The 20,239-nt window shown below is 65.9% G+C and carries 23 protein-coding genes and 1 pseudogene; 15 read left to right on the plus strand and 9 right to left on the minus strand.

Annotation, left to right across the window (positions count from 1 at the left end):
- Window positions 1-54: 54 nt before the first annotated feature.
- From AAHB16_RS04910 to AAHB16_RS04925, 4 genes are all read left to right on the plus strand, one after another.
- Window positions 55-831, plus strand: a complete 777-nt coding sequence (locus AAHB16_RS04910) for a sensor histidine kinase (RefSeq protein WP_223851626.1) — start codon at window positions 55-57, stop codon at window positions 829-831.
- A 251-nt stretch (window positions 832-1,082) separates the two neighbouring features.
- Window positions 1,083-1,400: a hypothetical protein gene (locus AAHB16_RS04915; protein ID WP_150376630.1), complete on the plus strand. Its 318-nt coding sequence runs from the start codon at window positions 1,083-1,085 to the stop codon at window positions 1,398-1,400.
- Window positions 1,401-1,415: 15 nt separating this feature from the next.
- Window positions 1,416-2,021, plus strand: a complete 606-nt coding sequence (locus AAHB16_RS04920) for a hypothetical protein (protein ID WP_150376632.1) — start codon at window positions 1,416-1,418, stop codon at window positions 2,019-2,021.
- Window positions 2,022-2,154: 133 nt separating this feature from the next.
- Complete coding sequence (locus AAHB16_RS04925) at window positions 2,155-2,619, plus strand: PRC-barrel domain-containing protein (protein WP_150377537.1); 465 nt, start codon at window positions 2,155-2,157, stop codon at window positions 2,617-2,619.
- Between the two features lie 48 nt (window positions 2,620-2,667).
- On the opposite strand, the gene AAHB16_RS04930 is transcribed toward AAHB16_RS04925, so the two are convergent.
- Entirely contained in the window at window positions 2,668-2,991 is a 324-nt protein-coding gene (locus AAHB16_RS04930; RefSeq protein ID WP_150376634.1) for a BON domain-containing protein, read from the minus strand.
- A gap of 168 nt (window positions 2,992-3,159) precedes the next feature.
- Between AAHB16_RS04930 and AAHB16_RS04935 the strand changes: the two genes are divergently transcribed.
- The 3 genes from AAHB16_RS04935 to AAHB16_RS04945 all read left to right on the plus strand — a co-directional run bounded on the left by AAHB16_RS04935 (window position 3,160) and on the right by AAHB16_RS04945 (window position 5,890).
- Window positions 3,160-3,723 carry a low affinity iron permease family protein gene (locus AAHB16_RS04935; RefSeq protein WP_150376636.1) on the plus strand — a complete coding sequence of 188 codons (564 nt, stop codon included), beginning with the start codon at window positions 3,160-3,162 and terminating at the stop codon, window positions 3,721-3,723.
- Window positions 3,724-3,816: 93 nt separating this feature from the next.
- On the plus strand, window positions 3,817-5,013 hold the full coding sequence (locus AAHB16_RS04940; protein ID WP_342050272.1) for a DUF3182 family protein: 1,197 nt from the start codon (window positions 3,817-3,819) through the stop codon (window positions 5,011-5,013).
- The gene (locus tag AAHB16_RS04945) at window positions 5,000-5,890 is read left to right on the plus strand and encodes an alpha/beta hydrolase family protein (protein ID WP_150376640.1); all 891 of its coding nucleotides are present in this window, start codon (window positions 5,000-5,002) and stop codon (window positions 5,888-5,890) included. The genes AAHB16_RS04940 and AAHB16_RS04945 overlap by 14 nt, the downstream gene beginning before the upstream one ends.
- An 11-nt stretch (window positions 5,891-5,901) precedes the next feature.
- On the opposite strand, the gene AAHB16_RS04950 is transcribed toward AAHB16_RS04945, so the two are convergent.
- On the minus strand, window positions 5,902-6,555 hold the full coding sequence (locus tag AAHB16_RS04950; RefSeq protein ID WP_342050273.1) for a DUF4142 domain-containing protein: 654 nt from the start codon (window positions 6,553-6,555) through the stop codon (window positions 5,902-5,904).
- A 234-nt stretch (window positions 6,556-6,789) separates the two neighbouring features.
- Here AAHB16_RS04950 and AAHB16_RS04955 point away from each other — a divergent pair, with 234 nt between their 5' ends.
- Both AAHB16_RS04955 and AAHB16_RS04960 read left to right on the plus strand, forming a co-directional pair.
- Window positions 6,790-7,833, plus strand: coding sequence for a DNA topoisomerase IB (locus AAHB16_RS04955; protein ID WP_150376644.1), 1,044 nt, complete (start codon window positions 6,790-6,792; stop codon window positions 7,831-7,833).
- A 99-nt stretch (window positions 7,834-7,932) separates the two neighbouring features.
- On the plus strand, window positions 7,933-8,460 hold the full coding sequence (locus AAHB16_RS04960) for a hypothetical protein (RefSeq protein ID WP_342050274.1): 528 nt from the start codon (window positions 7,933-7,935) through the stop codon (window positions 8,458-8,460).
- Here the strand turns inward: AAHB16_RS04960 and AAHB16_RS04965 are convergent.
- Window positions 8,457-9,116 (minus strand): ParB-like protein, encoded by a 660-nt coding sequence (locus AAHB16_RS04965; RefSeq protein WP_342050391.1) that lies wholly within the window; start codon window positions 9,114-9,116, stop codon window positions 8,457-8,459. The genes AAHB16_RS04960 and AAHB16_RS04965 overlap by 4 nt on opposite strands.
- 190 nt (window positions 9,117-9,306) lie before the next feature.
- Between AAHB16_RS04965 and AAHB16_RS04970 the strand changes: the two genes are divergently transcribed.
- Genes AAHB16_RS04970 through AAHB16_RS04980 form a run of 3 tightly spaced genes read left to right on the plus strand, consistent with a single transcriptional unit; the run spans window position 9,307 to window position 11,317 of the window.
- Window positions 9,307-10,200 (plus strand): SDR family oxidoreductase, encoded by an 894-nt coding sequence (locus tag AAHB16_RS04970; RefSeq protein WP_342050275.1) that lies wholly within the window; start codon window positions 9,307-9,309, stop codon window positions 10,198-10,200.
- A 40-nt stretch (window positions 10,201-10,240) separates the two neighbouring features.
- The gene (locus tag AAHB16_RS04975) at window positions 10,241-10,684 is read left to right on the plus strand and encodes a hypothetical protein (RefSeq protein ID WP_150376652.1); all 444 of its coding nucleotides are present in this window, start codon (window positions 10,241-10,243) and stop codon (window positions 10,682-10,684) included.
- 27 nt (window positions 10,685-10,711) lie between these two features.
- Complete coding sequence (locus tag AAHB16_RS04980) at window positions 10,712-11,317, plus strand: ParB-like protein (RefSeq protein WP_223851627.1); 606 nt, start codon at window positions 10,712-10,714, stop codon at window positions 11,315-11,317.
- 59 nt (window positions 11,318-11,376) lie between these two features.
- Here the strand turns inward: AAHB16_RS04980 and AAHB16_RS04985 are convergent, their stop codons facing one another.
- From AAHB16_RS04985 to AAHB16_RS05000, 4 genes are all read right to left on the minus strand, one after another.
- Window positions 11,377-11,565, minus strand: coding sequence for a DUF3008 family protein (locus tag AAHB16_RS04985; protein WP_150376656.1), 189 nt, complete (start codon window positions 11,563-11,565; stop codon window positions 11,377-11,379).
- A gap of 34 nt (window positions 11,566-11,599) precedes the next feature.
- Window positions 11,600-11,758: a DUF3309 family protein gene (locus AAHB16_RS04990; RefSeq protein ID WP_109583499.1), complete on the minus strand. Its 159-nt coding sequence runs from the start codon at window positions 11,756-11,758 to the stop codon at window positions 11,600-11,602.
- Window positions 11,759-11,870: 112 nt separating this feature from the next.
- A complete protein-coding gene (locus tag AAHB16_RS04995) occupies window positions 11,871-13,028 on the minus strand; it encodes an iron-containing alcohol dehydrogenase (protein ID WP_342050276.1) in 1,158 nt (385 codons plus the stop codon).
- Window positions 13,029-13,114: 86 nt separating this feature from the next.
- On the minus strand, window positions 13,115-14,563 hold the full coding sequence (locus tag AAHB16_RS05000) for an NAD-dependent succinate-semialdehyde dehydrogenase (RefSeq protein ID WP_342050392.1): 1,449 nt from the start codon (window positions 14,561-14,563) through the stop codon (window positions 13,115-13,117).
- A 196-nt stretch (window positions 14,564-14,759) separates the two neighbouring features.
- Here AAHB16_RS05000 and AAHB16_RS05005 point away from each other — a divergent pair, with 196 nt between their 5' ends.
- Both AAHB16_RS05005 and AAHB16_RS05010 read left to right on the plus strand, forming a co-directional pair.
- Entirely contained in the window at window positions 14,760-15,584 is an 825-nt protein-coding gene (locus AAHB16_RS05005) for an IclR family transcriptional regulator (RefSeq protein ID WP_150376660.1), read from the plus strand.
- A 314-nt stretch (window positions 15,585-15,898) separates the two neighbouring features.
- A complete protein-coding gene (locus AAHB16_RS05010) occupies window positions 15,899-16,501 on the plus strand; it encodes a hypothetical protein (protein ID WP_342050277.1) in 603 nt (200 codons plus the stop codon).
- Between the two features lie 124 nt (window positions 16,502-16,625).
- Here the strand turns inward: AAHB16_RS05010 and AAHB16_RS05015 are convergent, their stop codons facing one another.
- Window positions 16,626-16,946: an H-NS histone family protein gene (locus AAHB16_RS05015; RefSeq protein WP_150376662.1), complete on the minus strand. Its 321-nt coding sequence runs from the start codon at window positions 16,944-16,946 to the stop codon at window positions 16,626-16,628.
- Between the two features lie 430 nt (window positions 16,947-17,376).
- A pseudogene (locus tag AAHB16_RS05020) lies at window positions 17,377-18,693 on the minus strand (NCS2 family permease); the annotation flags it as partial.
- 511 nt (window positions 18,694-19,204) lie between these two features.
- On the opposite strand from AAHB16_RS05020, the gene AAHB16_RS05025 reads away from it, so the two are divergent.
- Entirely contained in the window at window positions 19,205-20,167 is a 963-nt protein-coding gene (locus AAHB16_RS05025) for a chemotaxis protein (protein WP_150376666.1), read from the plus strand.
- Window positions 20,168-20,239 lie beyond the last annotated feature (72 nt).

Consider the following 20,239-nt stretch of genomic DNA (forward strand, 5'->3'; position numbering starts at 1 on the left):
ATAATGGCCGACGCAATGAACTCTCCCATTCCCAACGCTTCCAGCGGAAGCGCTGTGGGCACCGTTACGGCCGAAGATCCGTCACGTATTGCGCCGCACATCGAAAGCGCGGCGGAAATCTCCACCCTGATCGAGCAGGCCGCGCATGACCTGCGCTCTTCGCTCAACGCCATCCAGAGCTGGAGTTATGTGCTGGACCGCTCCGTCGAGACGCTGCCGCCGCCTGCGCAGCGCGCGCTCGAAGGCATGCGCTCGGGCATGCAGCAGCAGCTCGCGCTGATCGAGGAAATGGAAGAGGCGGTACGCCTGCTCTTCGACGAGGCAAAGCCCACCTGGGAGACGACCGATCTGCAGGTCGCCACCGAACAGGCGATTTCGGACAAGCGTGCCGCCGCGGAAGCGCGTGGCGTGCAGCTTATGCCGCTCTCCAGCGAACTGGGCGGCGGCGACGACTTCGTCGTCCAGGGCGATGCATTGCGCCTGGCGCCCCTTCTCCGTCATCTGCTGATTCACTGCGTGTGGCGGGCGCCCACCGGCGGCACGGTGACCGTGTTCCTGACGGCGGAGGCGAACTATGTAAAGTTCCGCATCTCCGAAAGCCAGCCTGTCGACCGCACGCGCGGTGCGAGCCGCCTGGCCACGCTGACCGATTTCTTCGGCCGCAGGCTGCCCGTCGATGGCACCCCCACGCCACGCCAGAGCACCGCGCTGCTGCTGACGCGCCGCATCGTCGAGATGCAGGGCGCGGAACTGACCGCCGAAAATATCAACTGCGATGCCGACAACGTCACCGTCTGCATCGCCGTCCGCTTTCCACGCGTGCAGTCCTGAGTGCGGCGCGCGTCCGCGCGGTCCTCGCTCGTCCATTTTCCCCACGCATCGCCATTTTCAAACGCGCACCCGCCCACGCGGGTGGCGCGCGCACCTCGCGCGCATTTCTTACCTGTCTCGCGCACAATGTGCATACCCATGGACGTGGGTTTCCGCACGAATGCGGGCAATGCTCCCGATGCCGATCTGGCGCGCAGTTTGCATGATGGAGGGGGAGCCAACCAAAGGCTCCAACCGAAGGAGAGACCGCCATGCAAAAAGCCAATGCTTCCGCACAGGCCAGCAAGGGACCGCAGAAGTCCTCGGCAACCGCTGGCAAGGGCAAGCAGCAAAAGCCCGATACGTATCAATCGGCTGTCGATGAATCGCTGGACATGACGTTTCCCGCGAGCGATCCGATTTCGCCGGGCGCCGCCGCACATGCCGAGAAAGAGACACAGACCCGCCGCGACGACGTCGACTGGACGCTCAAGCGCGGGAGCGACCATCAGCCGGCGGGCGAGAAGCCCGCAGCCCATCGCAAGGGCTCCACGGACAAGTCGCCCGGTAAAACGGGCAGCAAAACTTGAACACGGAGGGAAACGATGTCTACGATCATTGCAGGACGCTTCGAAACCTTCGCCCGTGCCGAGAACACTGCCAACCGCATGCTCGAGCAGGGCTTCCGCAAGGATGACCTGAGCATGTTTTACGTCAATCCACCCGGCCAGCACGGCACTTACCCGATCGGTGGCGATCGCGCGGTCGATCCGGCCGCGCGCAACACCGGGAAAGGTGCGGGCCGCGGCATCATGCTCGGCGCCGCGGTCGGCGTCGGCGTGGGCGTATGCGCGTGCGCCGCGATGCGGGCGTGGACGGAGGCGCCGCTGCAAAGCTGGCTGCTCGTGCTCGTCCTCGCGTTGACCACCGGTATCGGTGCCTATGTCGGCTCCCTGGTCGGCGCCCTGAGCCAGACGAGTACCGCGCGCCGCGATCCGCGCACCGGCGAGGCCCGCGTGCGGAATGCCGGCGTCCTGTTGGCCGCCCATGTATCGCCCGATAACACAGCCCTTGCCACCCAGCTGCTGCATACCGGCGGCGCCGAAGAAGTCGAACGCGCCGAAGGGCAGTGGCGCGACGGCCGCTGGGAAGATTTCGATCCGCTCGAGCCCCCGAAACCCGCCGAAATAACCCCTGTGGAGACGCGTTGACATGCTCGTTCCATTCTGCCCCCGCCGCCTGAGGCTTACGTCCCCGGGTCTCACGTCCGATTCGCTGACCGATGCGTCCGCCGATACGAAGGCCGCCATGCTGGCCGACACGCTGCAACCCAAGGAGAGATCCATGAATGTCGATGAACCGCAAGCGCCCTCGACCCTGCCGCCGCGCGGCGCCGCCATTATCGGCGGCGCGGACCAGCATCCCACGGGCGGATGCGGGCCGTTCGTGATGGCGTCGGACACGCTGGAGGGCAACAAGGTCGTGGATCCCTCGGGCCAGGAGATCGGAACGATCGACCACATCATGCTCGACGTGATCGGTGGCCGGATTGCCTACGCGGTGCTGGCGATGGGTGGCTTCCTCGGCATCGGCGAGAAGCTGCACGCGCTGCCGTGGTCCGCGCTCACGCTGGACACGCGCCGCAAATGCTTCGTGCTGGGGGTGGAAAAAGAACGCATCAAGGCATCGCCGGGCTTCGACAAGGAGCATTGGCCGACGATGGCCAATTCGGAATGGGCGACCAGCATCCACGAGTACTACGGTATCTCGCCGTACTGGGAGTCGGATCGCTACGATCCGTGGGCGTAAGACGCTTTCGGTCTGGCACGCGCCAGACCGAACCTCTTCAACGCCGCGTCATACCTTGTGATTGATCTGGCCCGCGGGCCGTTCCGCGGGATCCGCGCGCATGCCGCTCGCCGGCGGTTGTCCCGGCGGCTCCTCGGGCGGCGGAATGCGCGTCGTCAACTGGTTCGAGACGCCGAGGATGCCCGGCGGCGTCGCGGCGGCCTTCTCGAGCCGCTGGGAAAGATCGATATCCTCCACGCGGCCGGACAGCGTCACGCGCCGGTCCGCCACATGCACGGTGACCGTATCGGGCATGTCGCCACCGCATACTTCCGCGATACACGTCCCGACGCGCTCCCTCAGCATTTCGTCGTCATCGTCATGGTCTGCCATGGGCCCTCCTTTTTCTCGTCTCGACGGATTGCGATGTTTCCAACGTAGCACGTACCGTGCCGTGCGGGGAGCCGCATCCGCGTACCGCCCCGTGTAGGACGGCACCGGGTTACCGCCGCCGCGCGCGCTCCCTAGAATTTATCCAGAACCGATCCCCGGAGCGCAGCCATGGATATTCCCCGCCATGCCGAGCCAAACCAGGCCGATGACTCGCAGGATGTACACGACAAGCCACCCGCCCATCGGCGCCTGATGCATCTGTTCGATCGATTCGCGGGCGCCGCCACCCGGCAGGCCGGCTCACCCGCGGCGTTCGCACTTGCGGTCGCCGTGGTACTCGTCTGGGCCGTCACCGGTCCGTTGTTCGGCTTTTCCGAGACGTGGCAGCTCGTGATCAATACGGGCACCACCATCATCACGTTCCTCATGGTGTTCCTGATCCAGCAGAGTCAGAACAAGGATTCGATGGCCGTGCACCTGAAGCTCAACGAGTTGCTGGCCTCGCACAAGCAGGCCAGCAATCATCTGATTTCGATCGAGGACCTCGACGAGGACGAGTTGCGCCAGCTCGTCATGTTCTATCGGCATCTCGCGAAGCTGGCCGACGAGGAAGGCGGCGTCAAATGCAGCCATTCGCTCGACGAGGCCGACGAGATTCACGAGGACAAATCGCGCGCGCTGCACGAACGGATGGAGCGGGCGAAGCGGCACACCGGGCGCGAGCCGGCTTAGGCGCGGGCGAGAACGATTGGCACGGTTCTGGCAGTACAGGAAGCGCAGTACGCGATAGCAATACCGGCGGCCTATCCCTGACAGGAGATCACCTTGGCGACCACCGCAACCACCGCAGCCCCGCAAGCAGCGCGCGTTCCCGCTCAGCAACCCGACTCGCGCGCCGTTCAGCGCGACATATGCGTCGTCGCCTATGGGCGCGCCGACGTCGATGACCCAAATAGCCATCAAGGCGCCACGCTCGCTCGCGTGGCGCGGGAAGTGGCGCAGATTGCCGGCTACCGTTTCGGCGGCAGCTACGACGCCGTGCGAAACGCCAATGCGGCGGTCGGCCGCATGTATTTCGTACCCGCCGACACGCTCGTCGGCGTGGACAGCGCGCGGCAGCTCGGCATTGCGAGCATCGACGATCTGTTCGGCGGCGTCGTTCCCCATGCTTTCATCGCAACGAAGGCCATCTCGCACGGACTGATCCGGCCCGATGCGCGCGCGCCCGTGGGGTGGAGCGAGGACTTTGCCGCGCGCGTGCGCGATTGCGTGCTGCCCGGCTATACGGCGTTCGATCGCGACGACGCCCTGGCGGCGGGACGAGAGATGCTGAAGGCGGGCGCGGTGCGCGTGAAGGAGCCCTGCGGTATCGGCGGTCTGGGACAACAGGTTGCCGCGACCGATGCCGAACTCGTCGCCGCGCTCGATTCGATCGACGCCTCGCGTATCGAAAGCGAAGGGGTCGTGCTCGAACGCAATCTCGAAGACGTGACCACGTTCAGTGTGGGACAGGTCGAGCTCGGCGGCCTGCGCGCCAGCTATTGCGGCACGCAGACGCTCACCCGCAATCACGCTGGCGACATGGTCTACGGCGGCTCCACGCTGCGCGCGGTGCGCGGCACGCTCGAAGACCTGCTCTCGCATCCGATAGAAGCGCATCTGCGCGATGCCGTGCGCGCGGCCGTCGCCTATCACGCGGCGGCCGTCGAATGTTTCCCCGGCATGCTCGTCTCGCGTTGCAACTATGACGTGGTAATGGGCACCGACAACGGCCAGCCACGGCTCGGCGTGCTCGAGCAGTCCTGGCGCGCGGGTGGCGCCACAGGCGCGGAGCTCGCGATCCTCAAGGCGTTCCGCGACGATCCGCGCTGTGTGCGCGCCACCGCGTCCACACACGAGCAGTACGCGGCGGACGTCAACGTTCCGCCGGGCGCCGACGTGTACTTTTCGGGTGAGGACCGAAACGTTGGCGCGCTCGTCAAATTCGCAATACTGGAGTCCGCATCCGATGGCAACACATGAAGAATCGATCCAGATCCCTACAGAGGGAGGTACCATCGCCGGCACCGTGATCATGCCAGCGACCAAGCTGCCCGGCGTGCTGTTCGTGCACGGGTGGGGCGGCAGCCAGCAGCAATACCATGCGCGCGCGCGCGAAGTCGCCGGCCTGGGCTGCGTCTGCATGACCTTCGACCTGACCGGCCATGCGGGAACGTCCGCGCAGTACGAGACCGTCAGCCGCATGCGCAATCTCGCCGACGTGCTCGCGGCCTACGATATGCTCGTGCGGCATCCGGAAGTCGACCGCAATGCGATTGCGGTGGTCGGCAGCAGCTACGGCGGCTATCTGGCGGCCGTGCTCAGCGAACTGCGGCCCGTGCGATGGATGGCGTTCCGTGCGCCGGCGTTGTACATGGACAGCGGCTGGGACTCGCCCAAGCGGCAGTTGCATGTCGATCAGGATCTCGTGGCGTATCGCCGCAAGGTGGTGGCCCCCGATACCAATCGGGCGCTGCGCGCCTGCACGAATTTCAAGGGCGATATCCTCGTGGTGTCTTCCGAGCACGATGCGATTGTCCCGAAGACCGCAGTGCTGAGCTACGTCGATGCCTGCGTGCAGGCGTCGTCGATTACCTATCGCGAGCTCAAGGGCGCGGACCACGGGCTGTCCACCGAGGACAGTCAGCGTGCCTACGGCAAGCTGCTGGTCGGCTGGCTGCGCGAGATGGTCACGGAAGCGCGTGCCGGTGCCGCGATTGCGGCGCGGCCATCGAAGCCCGCGACGGGATCGGCGAAACCGATCGCGTCGGCCGACGGGGGGCTCGAACCCGAGTCGCCCGAGACCGCTGCCCCGGTATCGGTCGTGATCGCCCCCGCGGACGCGCGCGCCGCAGAGTAGGCCCGCGCGGATCAGGTCTTCGCGTCGCTGGCGCTGGCCGTGACGCGGCTCTCCATCGCGCGCCCGTTTTTCAGATGCTCGCGCAGCGTCGGCAACAGCTTCTCGGCATAGCCACGCAGGGCGGCATCCTTGCCGCGCGTGGCCTGGTTCTGGAATAGCAGAACGGCCTGTTCGTGGGCATCGACGGCAACGGTACGGATGTATGCTTCCTCGAACTGCGGCGACTTGAGGCCCCGTAGCCGCGCGATCTCGGGCGACTCGGGCACGCGCTTCTGCGGCGTCACGCCCTTCTCCCGCGCGATCTGACGCAGCGCCTCTGCCGCCGCGCCGTGATCCCTGATCATCTGGCGCGCAAACGCCTGCACCTTGGCATCGGCGGATACCTTCAGCGCAAGCTCGCTGGCCGCCACTTCCATTTCGCTTGCCATCAGTGCCTCATCGACAAACCGCAGGTCGTCCGTCGAGAGCGACGAGGAGGGCGGTTTGGCCGGCGTCGGGGTTGGGGGGACGGAAGAGGCGGCGTCGCCCGGCGACACCACCTCGACCGGCACGAAGGCGGACGGCTGCGCCAGCGCGTGCCCAGCGGAGAGCACCGCCGTCAGCATCGCGCAAACCGCGACGTGTAAGGCCGGATGCCGTGACATGTCATTTTGAATCGGCTTCATGGCGGATACTCCTTGAACGGTGGGTCGCCAACCGCATTGCGCAAGAAGCATTCCCGAGCGATGCGATCGCAGGCCGGGATAGCGGCGTTGTAGCAAAAGGGGGCGGCCCCGCGGCCTGCGGACGTTTCTGCATTCGAGATGCGCAAATATTGCAAATGCTCCCGCGTTACGTCATTGTCGTCCCCCTTTTTGTCCCGCGATGACGATGGCACGAGACATGCGTGGCGCTGCGGCATGACTACCTCCGTCCCCACGCGCCTGCGTCACGTCGATGACACCGAACCCGGCATTCTGCGGAAGCGCGCGGGTACAGGCTTCTACTATGTCGATGCGGCGGGCAAGCGCGTCGAGGACGAAGCGACCCTTGCGCGCATCCATGCCCTGGCAATTCCGCCGGCCTACGAATCGGTATGGATCTGCGCGGATGCGGCGGGACATCTGCAGGCCACGGGCCGCGATGCGCGCGGCCGCAAGCAGTACCGCTACCACGAGGACTGGACCGCGCTGCGCGATACCGACAAGTACGCGCGGCTGCTGGCATTCGGCTTCGCGTTGCCGCGGTTACGCAGCCGCATCGCGCGCGACCTCGCCCGCAACGGCATGCCGCGCGAAAAGATACTGGCAGCCGTTGTCACGCTACTGGACGCGACGCTCGTGCGGGTGGGCACGCCGCGCTATGCCGAACAGAATCGCACCTATGGGCTGACCACGCTCAAGCGCCGGCATGTGGCCGTCCGCGGCAGCCGGTTGCGCTTCCAGTTCACGGGCAAGAGCGGCGTGACGCACGACGTATCGGTCAACGATGCGCGGCTGGCTCGCATCGTCCGCAACTGTGCCGATCTGCCGGGCCAGCAGTTGTTCAAGTACAAGGACGCCGACGGCGAGATCCGCGACATCGGCTCGTCCGACGTGAACGCTTATCTGCAGGAGATCACGAACGGCGATTTCACGGCCAAGGACTTTCGCACGTGGGCGGGCAGCGTGCATGCGCTCGCATTGCTGCGAAAGACCCCCGCGGACAGCGAAAGCGCGCGCAAGAAGGCCGTGGTCGCGGTGATCAAGGCCGTGGCGCAGCGGCTGCGCAATACGGTCGCCGTCTGCCGCAAGTGCTACGTGCATCCCGACGTGCTGGCGGCATTCATGTCCGATTCGCTCGATGCGTTACCGGGACCGCGCGCGGGGTTGCGCCTGCGCGCGGACGAGGCGCGTCTGCTCGCGCTGCTCGAGTCCAGCGTCGCGTCGCCTGCCGCGCGCGCCATCGCGCGCAAGGCGGCATGACGGGCACGGCAATTGCATGGACAGGGATGATGTTGGAGGAAGCCGCGAACGCGGCAACCATTCGAATAACGACAAGATTGACGTAGTACGAGGCCCCAAGTGGAACAAGCCGTTTTCCCTTGCGCGCAGGCATCAGGCAGCTGCGCCGCAACGGACTCCGCGGAAGCGATTCAGGCTTCCGCCTCTGCTGAACCTTCCCGGCTGCACCGGCTGGCAACATTGCCGCAGCTATCCAAGCGCGGCCGCCAGGGTGCCCGCGCCTTGCGCGGACCCGATCTGCGCCAGACGCGCGTGCTGTTGCACGCGCTTTGCTCGATGCGGCTCGAACTGTATGCGGGTCATCCCGCATGGTGCGACGGCACGCTCGCGAGCCGACGCGCGGATCTGATGGCGCTGTGGGAAGACCGGCCCCGCGAGATCTTTACGCAGCCCGATGTCGAGCGCGGCATAGAGGCCCGTCTGGACGCCGCCTTCGTGCATGCCCAGGCAGGCAGCGCCCGCGAGGCCGCCGGCGAATTCAAGCGTGCCTATCTGCTGTTGTGCTGCGTGCTCACGCATGCGCGCGATCAGGCGCGACGCACGCGCACCGCGCCCGCCGCGCCGACGGGCACGCCCGCGCTCGCTTAGCCTTGGCAGGGCCCCAGGTAGCCCGGAAGCTTGCGTGCCTTCGGACTATGGGCAAGTCTGACCCCGCGCGCGAGCGCGACCGCGAAGGCGTGATGGCTGTCGAGCGGGCCATCGATCTCGCGCCTGAAAAAGTCGGCCCAGCGGAAATCGGGGTAGGCGGTCTTGACCTTGCGATAGCCGCCAGCCAGCTGCACGAATGCCTCCAGGCTTCGATACGGATCGTCCCGCATGCCATGGATATCGACAGGCAGCGCCTTGATAGGTTGCCGCTTGCCGTGCTCGTCGTAGGGGTGCACGAGGTGGTGCTCGACCATATGCAGCCAGAACGCGCGCCATGACAGATGATTGAGGTCCTCCCGCACGATCGCGGGTACGGTGGCGATACCCATCTCATGCCATGCGCGGACCCAGTGATGATGATCCACCACGAACATCGTGTGTTCGGGGCCGATGACGATGTGGATGCGATGGCGATCCAGAAACGCCCCGAGCCGCTCCCGCGGCAGGCGCCGCGTCACGTGAATCTTCTGTGAGACGTGATAGGCGCCGACAGTGATCTGTGTCGGGCGAAGATGATCGACGGGACCCGGAGACACGCTCCCTTGCGCAGGCGAACTGCCATGATGCGGACTCTCTGGTTGTCTGGTCTCCCGCATGGCAGCAAAAAACATGCCTTTGCGCCACATGGACCCCGTGGGCCGAAAGGACTGGCGCGTGCAGCAATCATTGCCTTGCGTTGTAAGGGTTACCGTCCATCGCGCGCACGCGGCACCACGCGGCGGGGAATGCGCCGCGGCACGATACTTGCGCCAGCCCTGGAACAACGACATCCACCCCGAAACGACCATGGCGACGTCCGACAAGTCCCGCACCGCAAGCCCCGACAGGCCCCCCGAGCAGGTGCCGCCGCAGCACCAGAACCGGCAGCCCGGCATCGAAGCGGCCATGACGCCTGCACCCGATAGCGGGGCCGACGACTATGTCGGCTGCGGCCGCCTCGCGGGCAAGCGGGCGCTGGTCACGGGCGGCGACAGCGGTATCGGCCGCGCGATCGCGGTGGCGTTTGCACGCGAAGGCGCGGATGTTGCCATCGCCTACCTCGACGAGCATGACGATGCGAAGGAAACCGTCAGGTTGATCGAGGCGGCCGGCCAGCGCGCGCTGGCCATCGCGGGCGATCTCGGTGACATTGCGCACGTCGATGCCATGGCGCGGCAGGTGCTGGAAGCCTTCGGCGAACTCGATATCCTCGTGAACAACGCGGCGGAGCAGCATCCGCAGGAATCCATCGAGGACATCGATGCCGACCAGCTCGAGTCCACGTTCCGTACCAATATCTTCTCGATGTTCCACGTCACGCGTGCATTGCTGCCGCATCTGCGCGAGCGCGGCGCCATCGTCAATACGACCTCGGTCACCGCGTACCGCGGCAGTGCGCATCTGCTCGACTATTCTTCGACCAAGGGCGCCATCGTGGCCTTTACGCGCTCGCTTGCGTTGCAGATCGTCAAGCGCGGTATCCGCGTCAACGGCATCGCGCCGGGGCCGATCTGGACGCCCCTCATTCCGTCGACGTTCACCGCCGAGGAAGTGGCGGAGTTCGGAAAGAAGACGCCGATGGGCCGGCCCGGCCAGCCGTATGAAGTCGCGGCGGGATATGTGTTCCTGGCCTCCGATGCGGCGAGCTATATCACCGGCCAGGTCCTGCATATCAACGGCGGCGAGATCGTCAATGCCTGACGATTCCGCCATCACAGGCATCACGCCAAAGGGAGCCATCATGTCTTCGATCGTAGCCGGACGCTTCGCGTCCACCGCGGATGCCGAGGAGGCGTCCCGCAAGTTGTACGCGCGCGGGTTCTCGGTATGGGACGTCTCCATCATGTCGCTCGGCGAGGAGGGCGGCGTCATGCTGGCGGCGCGCGCGAAGGGCGAGCGCCGCAAGGAGGCCACCGACGTGATGCGCGACGCCGGCGGCAAGGACGTGGAGCATGCCGAGGGCAAGTGGGAGGGCGGACAGTGGGTCGATTTCGCCAGCCCGGCCGAGGGCGAGCCGTGGCCTGCGCCGAAGTCCGATGGGCACGAGGCCAACGACAAGGCCGTACCGCACCCCCACGCAAAGCCGGTCGCTGAAGAGGCCGTCGCTCTGGACAGCACGGGCAACGAAGATCCCGGCAGCGAACTCGAGCACTTCGTCGACCAGCAGGTCGCTCGCCACAACTGAGGCGCGATGGGGAAACCAAAACACGAAATGGCGGACCTTGCCACGCTGCGGCCCACGCAGCTCACGCTCGGTCTCTATCAGGTTCGCCACAAGATGGACGTGTCCGCGCGGCCGCGCGGCGCCGGCGGCCTCCGCCGCTTTCTGCGCAGCCACCGCATCCGCGTGGTTCGCGGTCCTGGCGGCGGTCTCTATATCGCCGATCATCATCACTGGGCGCGCGCGTGGCTCGAACTGGGCTGGCGCCGCGGGCCGGTTTCCGTCGATCTCGATCTGAGCGGCCTCGACGTCGATGCGTTCTGGAAGAAAATGGATGCGCTCGGCCATTTGCATCCGTACGACGAACACGGCGACCGGCTCGGCGTGGAGGCGCTGCCGCCCAATGTGCTCGGCATGCGCGACGACGCCTACCGCAGCCTTGCCGCGTTTGCGCGGGACGCGGGCGCATACCGGAAGCCCGGCAACGCGTACGGCGACTTTACGTGGGCGGCTTTTCTGCGCAAGTACGTGCAAGAGGATATGCACAGCATCGCGGGCTTTGCGCGCGCATTGTCGCTGGCGATCGAACTCGCGCGTAGCCGCAAGGCGCGCAGGCTGCCCGGCTTTATCGGGCGTTGCGGTACGCGTGAAGGATGAGAACGTAAAAAGCCCCGCGTGAGCGGGGCGTGGCGGCGCATGATGAGGCGGCGTGCGCCTCAGCCCTTCGACTTATGGCCGGGCTTGCCTTTCTGCTTCGTATGCGCCATCTCCTTGAGCTCCTTCTCGCTCATCGAGCCATACATCGAGCGCGACGCGCCCTTGAGCGCACCGGCCTTCGTATCGCCCCGCTTGGCCGAGAGCGCGGCGCCCGCGGCCATCTGCTGTGCTTTCGATTTTGCTGGCATTTACGGTCTCCTTTGCGGTCTTGGATCCTGCCCTCTAGATTCTGCCTAATACCACGAGCAGAACCACGATCACCACGATGAGACCAAGGCCGCTGCTCGGCCAGTAGCCCCAGCCGCTGCTGTACGGCCACGCGGGAAGCGCGCCGATCAGCAAGAGGATCAGGATGATCAGAAGAATGGTGCCGATTCCCATGGAAGCTCTCCTTTTCTTGTCATGTCTCAAGATTAGGACAGCCCCTTCAGGCAAAGAGGCGGGAAGGGACTGATAACGCTGTAGGAATCGGACGACGCGTCGCGAAAAGCCCTCAGAAGGCGGCGCTGTAGATCTCGAACGCGTCGCGCTCGGTCACCTCGCGCGGGTTGTTCACGAGCAGTCGGGTCTGCAGCATCGCATCGCTTGCCAGACGCGACACGTCGCCTTCCTTCACGCCGACCTCGCGCAGCGTGCGCGGAATACCGGTCGCTTCGATCATGCCCTCGATGTGTCGGATCAACGCCGCGGTCTTCGTCTCGCAGCTGCCCGTGGTACCGGGCACGATCACGTCGGCCAGTTCCGAGTAAAGCCGGCTGGCATCGCGCGCGTTGAACTTCATCACATGCGGCAGCACGAGCGCGTTGGACAGGCCGTGCGGCACGTGGAAGATGCCGCCGATGGGATAGGCCAGCGCATGCACGGCCGCGACCGGTGCGTTGGCGAAGGCTTGTCCCGCGAACATCGCGCCGACGAGCATCGCTTCGCGCGCGGCACGGTCGTTGCCGTTGTCGCAGGCAAGCATCACGTTGCGCGAGAGCAGGTCCAGCGCGCGCACGGCCAGCATGTCCGAGATCGGATTCTTCAGATGCGCGCTCGTATAGGCCTCGATGGCATGCACCATCGCGTCGATGCCGGTGGCCGCCGTCGCGGCGCGCGGCAGGCCAAGCGTGAGTTCCGCATCGAGGATGGCGAGGTCCGCATAGAGCTGCGGTGCCACGACGCCCATCTTCGTCGTTTCGCCCGTCGTGACGATCGACACGGCTGTGACCTCGGAGCCCGTGCCCGCGGTGGTGGGAATTTGCGCGAGCGGCAGGCGCGTGCCGGTGACCTTGCGCACGCCATACATGTCCTTGAGGGACTGCGTGGCGGGCAGCAGCACCGCAATCAGTTTCGCCACGTCCATCGACGAGCCGCCGCCGAGGCCGACGATCGCTTCCGCCCGCGCGGCACGCGCGCGTTCGGTCGCTTCCAGGACCACGTGCTCGGGCGGATCGGCGACCACGTCGTCGATGACCGTCACTTCCCAGCCGTGGCGCGCGAGGTCCTCGAGCGCGGGCACGAGCAGGCCGCTCTTCGAGAGGAAGCCGTCGGTCACGACGACGAGGCGGCGCGCCGCGGGCCACGACTCACGCAGCAGCGCGCCAAGGCGGCGCGCGGCGCCGTATTCGACGACGATGCTCGGCACCGTCTGGAAGCGGAATGGGTTCATGCTGTCTCCAAAATCTGTCTTGTCTCGACGATGCCCTGTCGGGCGGCCGGAACAGTATGCACCGGCCGGCCCGACAGGGTTGCCGATTACATCTGCAGGCAGAGGTACTTGATCTCGAGGTATTCCTCGATGCCGTGGCGCGAACCCTCGCGGCCCACGCCCGACTGCTTGATGCCGCCGAACGGCGCCACTTCGTTCGAGATCAGGCCCGTGTTGAGGCCGACCATGCCGTACTCGAGCGCTTCGGACGTCTTCCAGGCGCGCGCGATATCGCGCGTGTACAGGTAAGCAGCCAGGCCGAATTCGGTGGCGTTGGCGGCCGCCACGGCTTCCGCATCGTCCTTGAAGCGGAACAGCGGGGCCACGGGTCCGAAGATTTCCTCGCGTGCCATGCGCATCTCGGCGGTGGCGTCGGCGATGACGGTCGGCGCGTAGAACGTGCCGCCCAGCGCGTGGCTGCCCCCCCCGGTGATCACGCGCGCGCCCTTGGCCTTTGCGTCATCGACGAGCGACTTGACCTTGTCCACGGCCTTCGGCTCGATCAGCGGTCCGATCAGCACGCCGTTCTCGAGGCCGTTGCCGACCTGCAGCTGCGCGGCGCGCGCGGCAAACTTCTCGGCGAACTTGTCGTAGATGCCGTCCTGGATATAGAAACGGTTGGCGCAGACGCAGGTCTGTCCGCCGTTGCGGTACTTCGCGGCGATGGCGCCTTCCACCGCGGCATCGACATCGGCGTCGTCGAACACGATGAACGGCGCATTGCCGCCAAGTTCCAGCGACAGGCGCTTGATCGTCGGCGCGCACTGCGCCATCAGCAGGCGGCCCACTTCGGTGGAGCCCGTGAACGACAGCTTGCGGACGATCGGGCTCGATGTCAGCGCGCCGCCGATCGGCTTCGAATGGCCGGTGAGCACCTGCACCACGCCGGCGGGGATGCCCGCGCGCGCGCCGAGCTCGGCCAGCGCGAAGGCCGACAGCGGCGTCAGTTCGGAAGGCTTGATCACGATCGCGCAGCCGGCGGCCAGCGCCGGGGCGACCTTGCGCGTGATCATCGCGGCGGGGAAGTTCCACGGCGTGATGGCCGCGCAGACGCCCACGGGCTGACGCAGCGTGACCAGACGCTTGTCGGCGGCGGGGGAGGCCAGCACTTCGCCGTCGACGCGCTTGGCTTCCTCGGCGAACCACTCGATAAAGCTTGCCGCGTATGCGATCTCGCCGCGTGCCTCGGCTAGCGGCTTGCCTTGCTCGCGCGTCATCAGGTACGCGAGGTCGTCGGTGTTCGCGATCATCAGGTCGAACCAGCGGCGCAGAATGACCGCGCGCTCCTTGCCGGTCCTGGCGGCCCAACTCTTCTGCGCGATCTCCGCGGACGCGATCGCCCGCTCGGTTTCCGCGGCGCCCAGGTTCGGCACCTGCGCGATGACCTCGCCCGTGGCAGGGTCGTTGACGGGCAGCGTCTCGCCGTTGTCGGCACCGACCCATTGGCCGTCGATGTAGGCGAGTTGCTTGAGAAGCGAGGGGTCCTTGATGTTAATTCCGGTCACGTTAATCCTTCCTTGCTTATTTTTTCAAAGTATCGTTCAATAGATGGAACAATATTCGGCTGGTAGAACGCTGCCACCGCAGTCTATAACTATTCGCCGAGAAATCAAAGATCGAAGGAAAGACGTCCCTGAGCTCCTGAGCTACGTCCATGAGCTACGTCCCCGAGCCACGTCCCTGAGCCCCGAAATGCCCAAGACTGCGTACGACACCCCTCCCGCCGCGCCCGGCCAGCCGCCGCTGAAAACGACGGCACCCGCGGTCGTCCGCGCCGTCCAGGTGCTCGACGCCCTCTCCGCCGCGCCGGCCCCGGTCTCCCTTGCCGACCTCGCCCGCGCCACGGGCGCCCCGAAGAGCTCCCTCCACGGCCTCTGCGAAACGCTCGTGCATCTGCGCCTCGTCAAGCGGCTCCCCGATGGCACGATGGCGCTCGGCCCCCACGTCATGGGCTGGGCCAACGCGTTCCTGTCGCAAACGCAGATCACCGAGGAGTTCCGCACGCTGTGGGAGGCCACCGAGGCCTTCGGAGAGGCCACGGTCACGCTCTCGATGCTCGACGACACCGAGGTCGTCTATCTGGCCTGCCGCAATGGCAATCGTCCGCTCGGCGTGACGTTCCGCATCGGCATGCGGCTGCCCGCGCCCTATACGGCGACCGGCAAGGCCATCCTGAGCACGCTGTCGCCGGAAGTGGTGCGCTCGCTGCTCGTGGACCGCTGGCCGGACCCGCTGACGCGCGCGAGCGTGGCGAGCCCCGATGCACTGGCCATCGAGCTCGATACCGTGCGCGCGCTCGGTTACTCGACGGACAACGGCCAGATGCGGGAAGGCATGACCTGCTTCGGCGCGCCGGTCTTCGACGCGAGCGGCCACCACGCGGTGGGCGCGATCGCGGTCAGTTACCTGACCAACGAGATCGACGCGGCGACGGCCGCGCGGGTCGGCCCGCGGGTACGCGACCTCGCCGACAAGCTATCGGCGCGGCTCGGACATCGCAAACTGCTTAAATTTTAGGCATCCCAGTGCGGTAGCGCACATATGGGCGTCCGGCGGCAGGAAAGCTCAGGATATCCACAGAACCTGTGGATATCTGTGGCGGGCCGCGGCCGTGAAAGTTCCGGCCCGTTTCGATGTGGGAAAGTGTACGTTTCGGACTGTCGGCAGGCGGGACTGGCGGGTATGCTCGGGCATCCCGGACCCTCAGTCACTGGCCGGTCGGTCGGGCCGACGTGACTTACGCCATGCTACCTACGCGACGCCGCACCTTCCCACGCGCTTCGGGCGGGCTCGCCCGCAGGCTGCCGGCAGCCGTGCCTGCATCGCTGTCTGTGTCGCTGTCTGTGTCGCTGCCAGTGTCGCTGCCAGTGTCGCTGCCGGCGTCGCTCCTTGTGGCCCTGCCGGTATCGCTCCTGCTCGGTGGGTGCCTGCCGCAGTACCGCGTCCCCACCGGTGCGCCCAGCGCCACCGTGCGGCTGCTGACCACGACCGACGACAACACCGTGTTCACGGTCGCGGATCCGGCCGGCTGCCCGACGCCCACCCGCCCCCGCGTCCTCGCCGGCACGGGCAAGCAACTGGCCGCCATGGGCCGGGAGCCGAGCCTCGGGATGGCCGGTGCCTCGCCGGAACCCCCGTCGCGCACGCGCGAGCGAAAGGTCGAGGCCGGGCATCGTGTCTATATTGCGGTATCGTCGTCGGCGGCGCCGCCGGCACCGGAGATGCGCTGCGCCGCCGGCGTATCGTTCGTGCCGCAGCCGGGCGGGCAATATGAAATCCGATTCGCGCGGGACGATGCCGCAAGTGTGTGCTCGGCACGCGTGCTGCGTGTCGAAGCCAGGCCGGAGGGCGGGGCCGCGCTATTTCAGGAAACGAGCCAGCAGGGATTTCGGGCGCTACGCCGCGACTATATTTGCGAGCGTCCCGCGGACTGACATTTCAGGGGGAATTTCAGCGCGCCGGGAAGCGAGTATGCGTAACCGTCATGCACAGGCCTCGGCACACGTCTTACGCACACTCGTTTGATACGAAGGTTCCGATTGCAGAAAGGCGCTTGCCTCAGGCTGTCTGCTCGATCAGAAAACGCTCGGGACGCTTGCCAAGCCATGCCGGTGCGCGGCCACGGCCGGACCAGGTCTTGCCGGTTTTCGGATCCTGATATTTCGGCGGCAGGGAAGAGGTCTTTCGCGCGGCCCCCGTGCCGCTGCCCGCCGGGCGTCCACGACGACGCTTGGGCGCAATATCCTCGACCGTCAGGTCGTAATCCGCCATCAATTGACGAATCTGGTCGATCACGCCCGCGACTTCATTCGCGCGAACTTCGCTGAGCTTGGCTTCCAGTGCTTCTTTTTCGGCCAGTAGTTGCTTGTAGGTCGGCATTTTGGATCCCCGTTCAGTGTTGGACTGCATGGTACAAGAAATCATCGCATGCCAGCAGAATTAATCTTACAAAATAATACTGGGATTGCACGATTTAAACGCATTGTGGTGCGTCTTCGTTGACCTCATTGTCGATGCATTGGTTGGGCAATCGCAATTTCCGTAGTTCGTCGATGGATTTTATCGATTACGTCTCGAGAAGGTGACAAAGCCGATGCCCAACATTGGCGCAGGGTTTCCATGCAGGCTCGTATTTCCGCGAATCTGTTGGTGAGGACGATGCCGTAAGTCGCATGATTGTCAGCGATGATATTTTTGTCACGTTGCTGACAGAGATCTCCATATACGCGGGGGCGCGGCCATAAAAAAAGAGCCGGCATTGCGCCGGCTCTTTTCCTCTTTTCTCTCCCCCTCTCCCTTCAACCCGCCATCAAATCGCCCATCCTCCGGCATAGAACGCCGCGAGTGCAATCGCGATGGCGACGGTGCCGACATTGAGCTTTTTCCATTCCCCGGAGACGATGCGGCCGATTACGAGCGTGCAAAAGCCGAGCATGATGCCGGTGACGATATTGCAAGTCAGAACGATGAATACGGCGCAGACCAGTCCCGACATCGCGTCGACGAGGTCGTCCATATGCAGGCGGCTGACGCTGGACAGCATCAGCAGGCCCACGTACATCAGGGCGGGCGCCGTGGCATAGGACGGCACCAGCGCCGCCAGCGGCGAGAAGAACATCACCGCGAGGAACAACGCGCCGACCGTGACGGCGGCCAGGCCCGTGCGCGCGCCGGCGGCCACGCCGACCGTCGATTCGATATAGGCAGCCGCGGGTGCGCCGCCGAACATGGCCGAGAAGATCGAGCTCACGGAGTCCGCGGTCAGTGCCCGGCCGCCGTTGTGGATGCGGCCGTTCGCGTCGAGCTGGCCCGCCTGGCCCGCCACGGCGCGGATCGTGCCCGTGGCATCGAACACCGCGGTCATCACGAGCGCGAGCACGCTGGGCAGTACCGCTGCCGACAGCGCGCCGCGCACGTCCATCGCCCCGATCAGCGAAGCGTGGCCCGGTGACGACAGCGACGGCAGCGCGAATACGCCCGTGAATTTCACGGCCGGATCGAAGATCAGCCCCAGCACCGAGATCGCAACGATCACGAGCAGGATGCCGCCCGGCACGCGCCGGCGTTCGAGGCCGAAGATCGCCGCGAGGCCGAGCACCGACATCAGCACCGGAAACGCGGTGATATGGCCTAGCGCGACGGGCAGTCCCGCGCCGGGATTCTTCACCACGAGCCCGACCTCGTTCGAGGCGATCAGCAACAGGAACAGGCCGATGCCGATGCCCGCCCCGTGCGCCACGCCGGCAGGGAGGTTCCGCAGGATCCATGCGCGTACGCCCGTGACGGAGATGGCGGTGAACACGACACCCATCAGGAACACCGCGCCCAGCGCGACCGAAGGCGACAGATGCTGGCCGAGCACGAGGCCGAAGGCCATGAACGCGGTCAGCGAGATGGCGCAGCCGATGGCGATCGGCAGCCGCGCCCAAAGACCCATCAGCAACGATCCAAAGGCGGTGGTCAGGCATACCGCCACGAACACGGCGCTGGTATCGAACCCGGCCTTGCCGAGCATGCCCGGCACCACGAAGACCGCGTAGACCATGGCCATGAACGTGGTGATGCCGGCCACGACCTCGCGCCGCGCGGTGCTGCCGCGCGCGGAAATCTGGAAATACCGGTCGATACGTTGGGGAGGGGGCGCATGCGCGCCGTCGATGTCCGCCGCCGCCGGCGACATGAGCGGTCGGTCGTAGGGCTGGTCAATCATGGTGATGTCTGCCTCCTTGCAGGGTCCGCGCGTGGCCGCGTACAGCCGGCGTCGGTGCTGTCTCGTTCGTTTCTCGGTGCAAGGACGATGCGCCCGGCGCATCGGGCAAAGGTGTGGGCGTCTCTGTCCTCGGCGGTGGCCGGCGCTGGCGCCGGCTTGCCGGCCCCTGCCTCTGACGGGCGGGATCCGGCGAGGCTCAAGGCTAGTCAAGGCGGGGAGGGCCGGCATCATCATCCCGGCATGCGCGGTATCGGGCGACGGAAATACCCACGTATCCGCCTGTCTCGCGCGGCATCAGGGATTTCCCTCGGTGCGGCCGCCGGGTGGCGGCGACTTACCTTGGCTAAATATTCGGCCGCGCGCGCCGTTAGACGCATCGCAGTCCTTGTACATATATCAACCAACAGCCAGGCGAGCGGAGCACAGCATGACCAGCGCGATGAGGGAAATCGACGAGCGCACCAACCTAACCAACAACAACCAGTTCGAGTTGTTGCTGTTCCGACTCGGCGACGCGGAGACCAGCGGGCAATCGGAACTGTTCGGCATCAATGTCTTCAAGGTCCGCGAGATCCTGGTCATGCCGAGCGTGACCACCGTGGTCGGCGCGGAACCCGCGATTCTCGGCATGGCCGACATTCGCGGGCAGGTCATTCCGGTCATCGACCTGCCGCGGCTGTTGTCGTGCAAGCCGGTCACCGGTCTCAATATCATGCTCGTGACCGAGTACGCACGCTCCACGCAGGGGTTTGCCGTGGAAGCGGTGGAAGAGATCGTGCGGCTCGACTGGAGCCAGGTGGTCTCGGCCGAGACCAGCGTGAAGGGCGGCCTCGTCACGAGCATTGCCAAGCTCGACGTGGGCGGCGACAATCCGCGCCTCGTGCAGGTCCTCGACGTCGAGCAGATCCTGCGCGACGTGCTGCCGACCCGCCAGCCCGATGTGGACCCGGCGACGGTGGGTCCGCAACTGACACTGCGCCCCGGCACCAAGGTGCTGGCCGCGGATGACTCGGCGCTCGCGCGCGGTCTCATCGAGAACGGCCTCAAGGCCATGGGCGTGGAAGTGGTGATGACGAAGACGGGCCAGGAAGCGTGGGACCTGCTCGGCAGCATCGCCGAAGGTGCCGCGGGCCGTGGCAAGACCGTGCGCGACGAGATCGCGCTCGTGCTCACGGACCTCGAGATGCCCGAGATGGATGGCTTCACGCTGACGCGCAAGATCAAGGCGGACGCGCGGCTCAAGTCGCTGCCGGTGGTCATTCACTCGTCGCTGTCGGGCGAGGCCAGCGAGGAGCACGTGCGCAAGGTCGGTGCCGATGCGTACGTGTCGAAGTTCCTCGCGAAAGATCTTGCCGACACCATCCGTGGTGTGCTTGCACGGCATCCCTGAGTCAATTGCCCAGAAATTAGGCACGCCAGCTCTTTCCAGAGCTGGCGCGGCTTGCAGGGAAGTCAATAGGCA

The sequence above is a fragment of the Cupriavidus sp. OTU4054 genome (assembly GCF_038440175.1).
GTDB classification, from domain to species: domain Bacteria; phylum Pseudomonadota; class Gammaproteobacteria; order Burkholderiales; family Burkholderiaceae; genus Cupriavidus; species Cupriavidus pauculus_D.

Bases quoted from the DNA above. Each gene is read 5' to 3' on its own strand.
- AAHB16_RS04955 (WP_150376644.1), top strand. From the start codon at position 6,790: ATGACTACCTCCGTCCCCACGCGCCTGCGTCACGTCGATGACACCGAA.
- AAHB16_RS04985 (WP_150376656.1), bottom strand. From the start codon at position 11,565: ATGCCAGCAAAATCGAAAGCACAGCAGATGGCCGCGGGCGCCGCGCTC.
- AAHB16_RS04975 (WP_150376652.1), top strand. From the start codon at position 10,241: ATGTCTTCGATCGTAGCCGGACGCTTCGCGTCCACCGCGGATGCCGAG.
- AAHB16_RS04950 (WP_342050273.1), bottom strand. From the start codon at position 6,555: ATGAAGCCGATTCAAAATGACATGTCACGGCATCCGGCCTTACACGTC.
- AAHB16_RS04995 (WP_342050276.1), bottom strand. From the start codon at position 13,028: ATGAACCCATTCCGCTTCCAGACGGTGCCGAGCATCGTCGTCGAATAC.
- AAHB16_RS04990 (WP_109583499.1), bottom strand. From the start codon at position 11,758: ATGGGAATCGGCACCATTCTTCTGATCATCCTGATCCTCTTGCTGATC.
- AAHB16_RS05015 (WP_150376662.1), bottom strand. From the start codon at position 16,946: ATGCCGACCTACAAGCAACTACTGGCCGAAAAAGAAGCACTGGAAGCC.
- AAHB16_RS04915 (WP_150376630.1), top strand. From the start codon at position 1,083: ATGCAAAAAGCCAATGCTTCCGCACAGGCCAGCAAGGGACCGCAGAAG.
- AAHB16_RS05025 (WP_150376666.1), top strand. From the start codon at position 19,205: ATGACCAGCGCGATGAGGGAAATCGACGAGCGCACCAACCTAACCAAC.
- AAHB16_RS04925 (WP_150377537.1), top strand. From the start codon at position 2,155: ATGAATGTCGATGAACCGCAAGCGCCCTCGACCCTGCCGCCGCGCGGC.
- AAHB16_RS04965 (WP_342050391.1), bottom strand. From the start codon at position 9,116: ATGCGGGAGACCAGACAACCAGAGAGTCCGCATCATGGCAGTTCGCCT.
- AAHB16_RS04935 (WP_150376636.1), top strand. From the start codon at position 3,160: ATGGATATTCCCCGCCATGCCGAGCCAAACCAGGCCGATGACTCGCAG.
- AAHB16_RS04945 (WP_150376640.1), top strand. From the start codon at position 5,000: ATGGCAACACATGAAGAATCGATCCAGATCCCTACAGAGGGAGGTACC.
- AAHB16_RS05005 (WP_150376660.1), top strand. From the start codon at position 14,760: ATGCCCAAGACTGCGTACGACACCCCTCCCGCCGCGCCCGGCCAGCCG.
- AAHB16_RS04930 (WP_150376634.1), bottom strand. From the start codon at position 2,991: ATGGCAGACCATGACGATGACGACGAAATGCTGAGGGAGCGCGTCGGG.
- AAHB16_RS04920 (WP_150376632.1), top strand. From the start codon at position 1,416: ATGTCTACGATCATTGCAGGACGCTTCGAAACCTTCGCCCGTGCCGAG.
- AAHB16_RS04980 (WP_223851627.1), top strand. From the start codon at position 10,712: ATGGCGGACCTTGCCACGCTGCGGCCCACGCAGCTCACGCTCGGTCTC.
- AAHB16_RS04970 (WP_342050275.1), top strand. From the start codon at position 9,307: ATGGCGACGTCCGACAAGTCCCGCACCGCAAGCCCCGACAGGCCCCCC.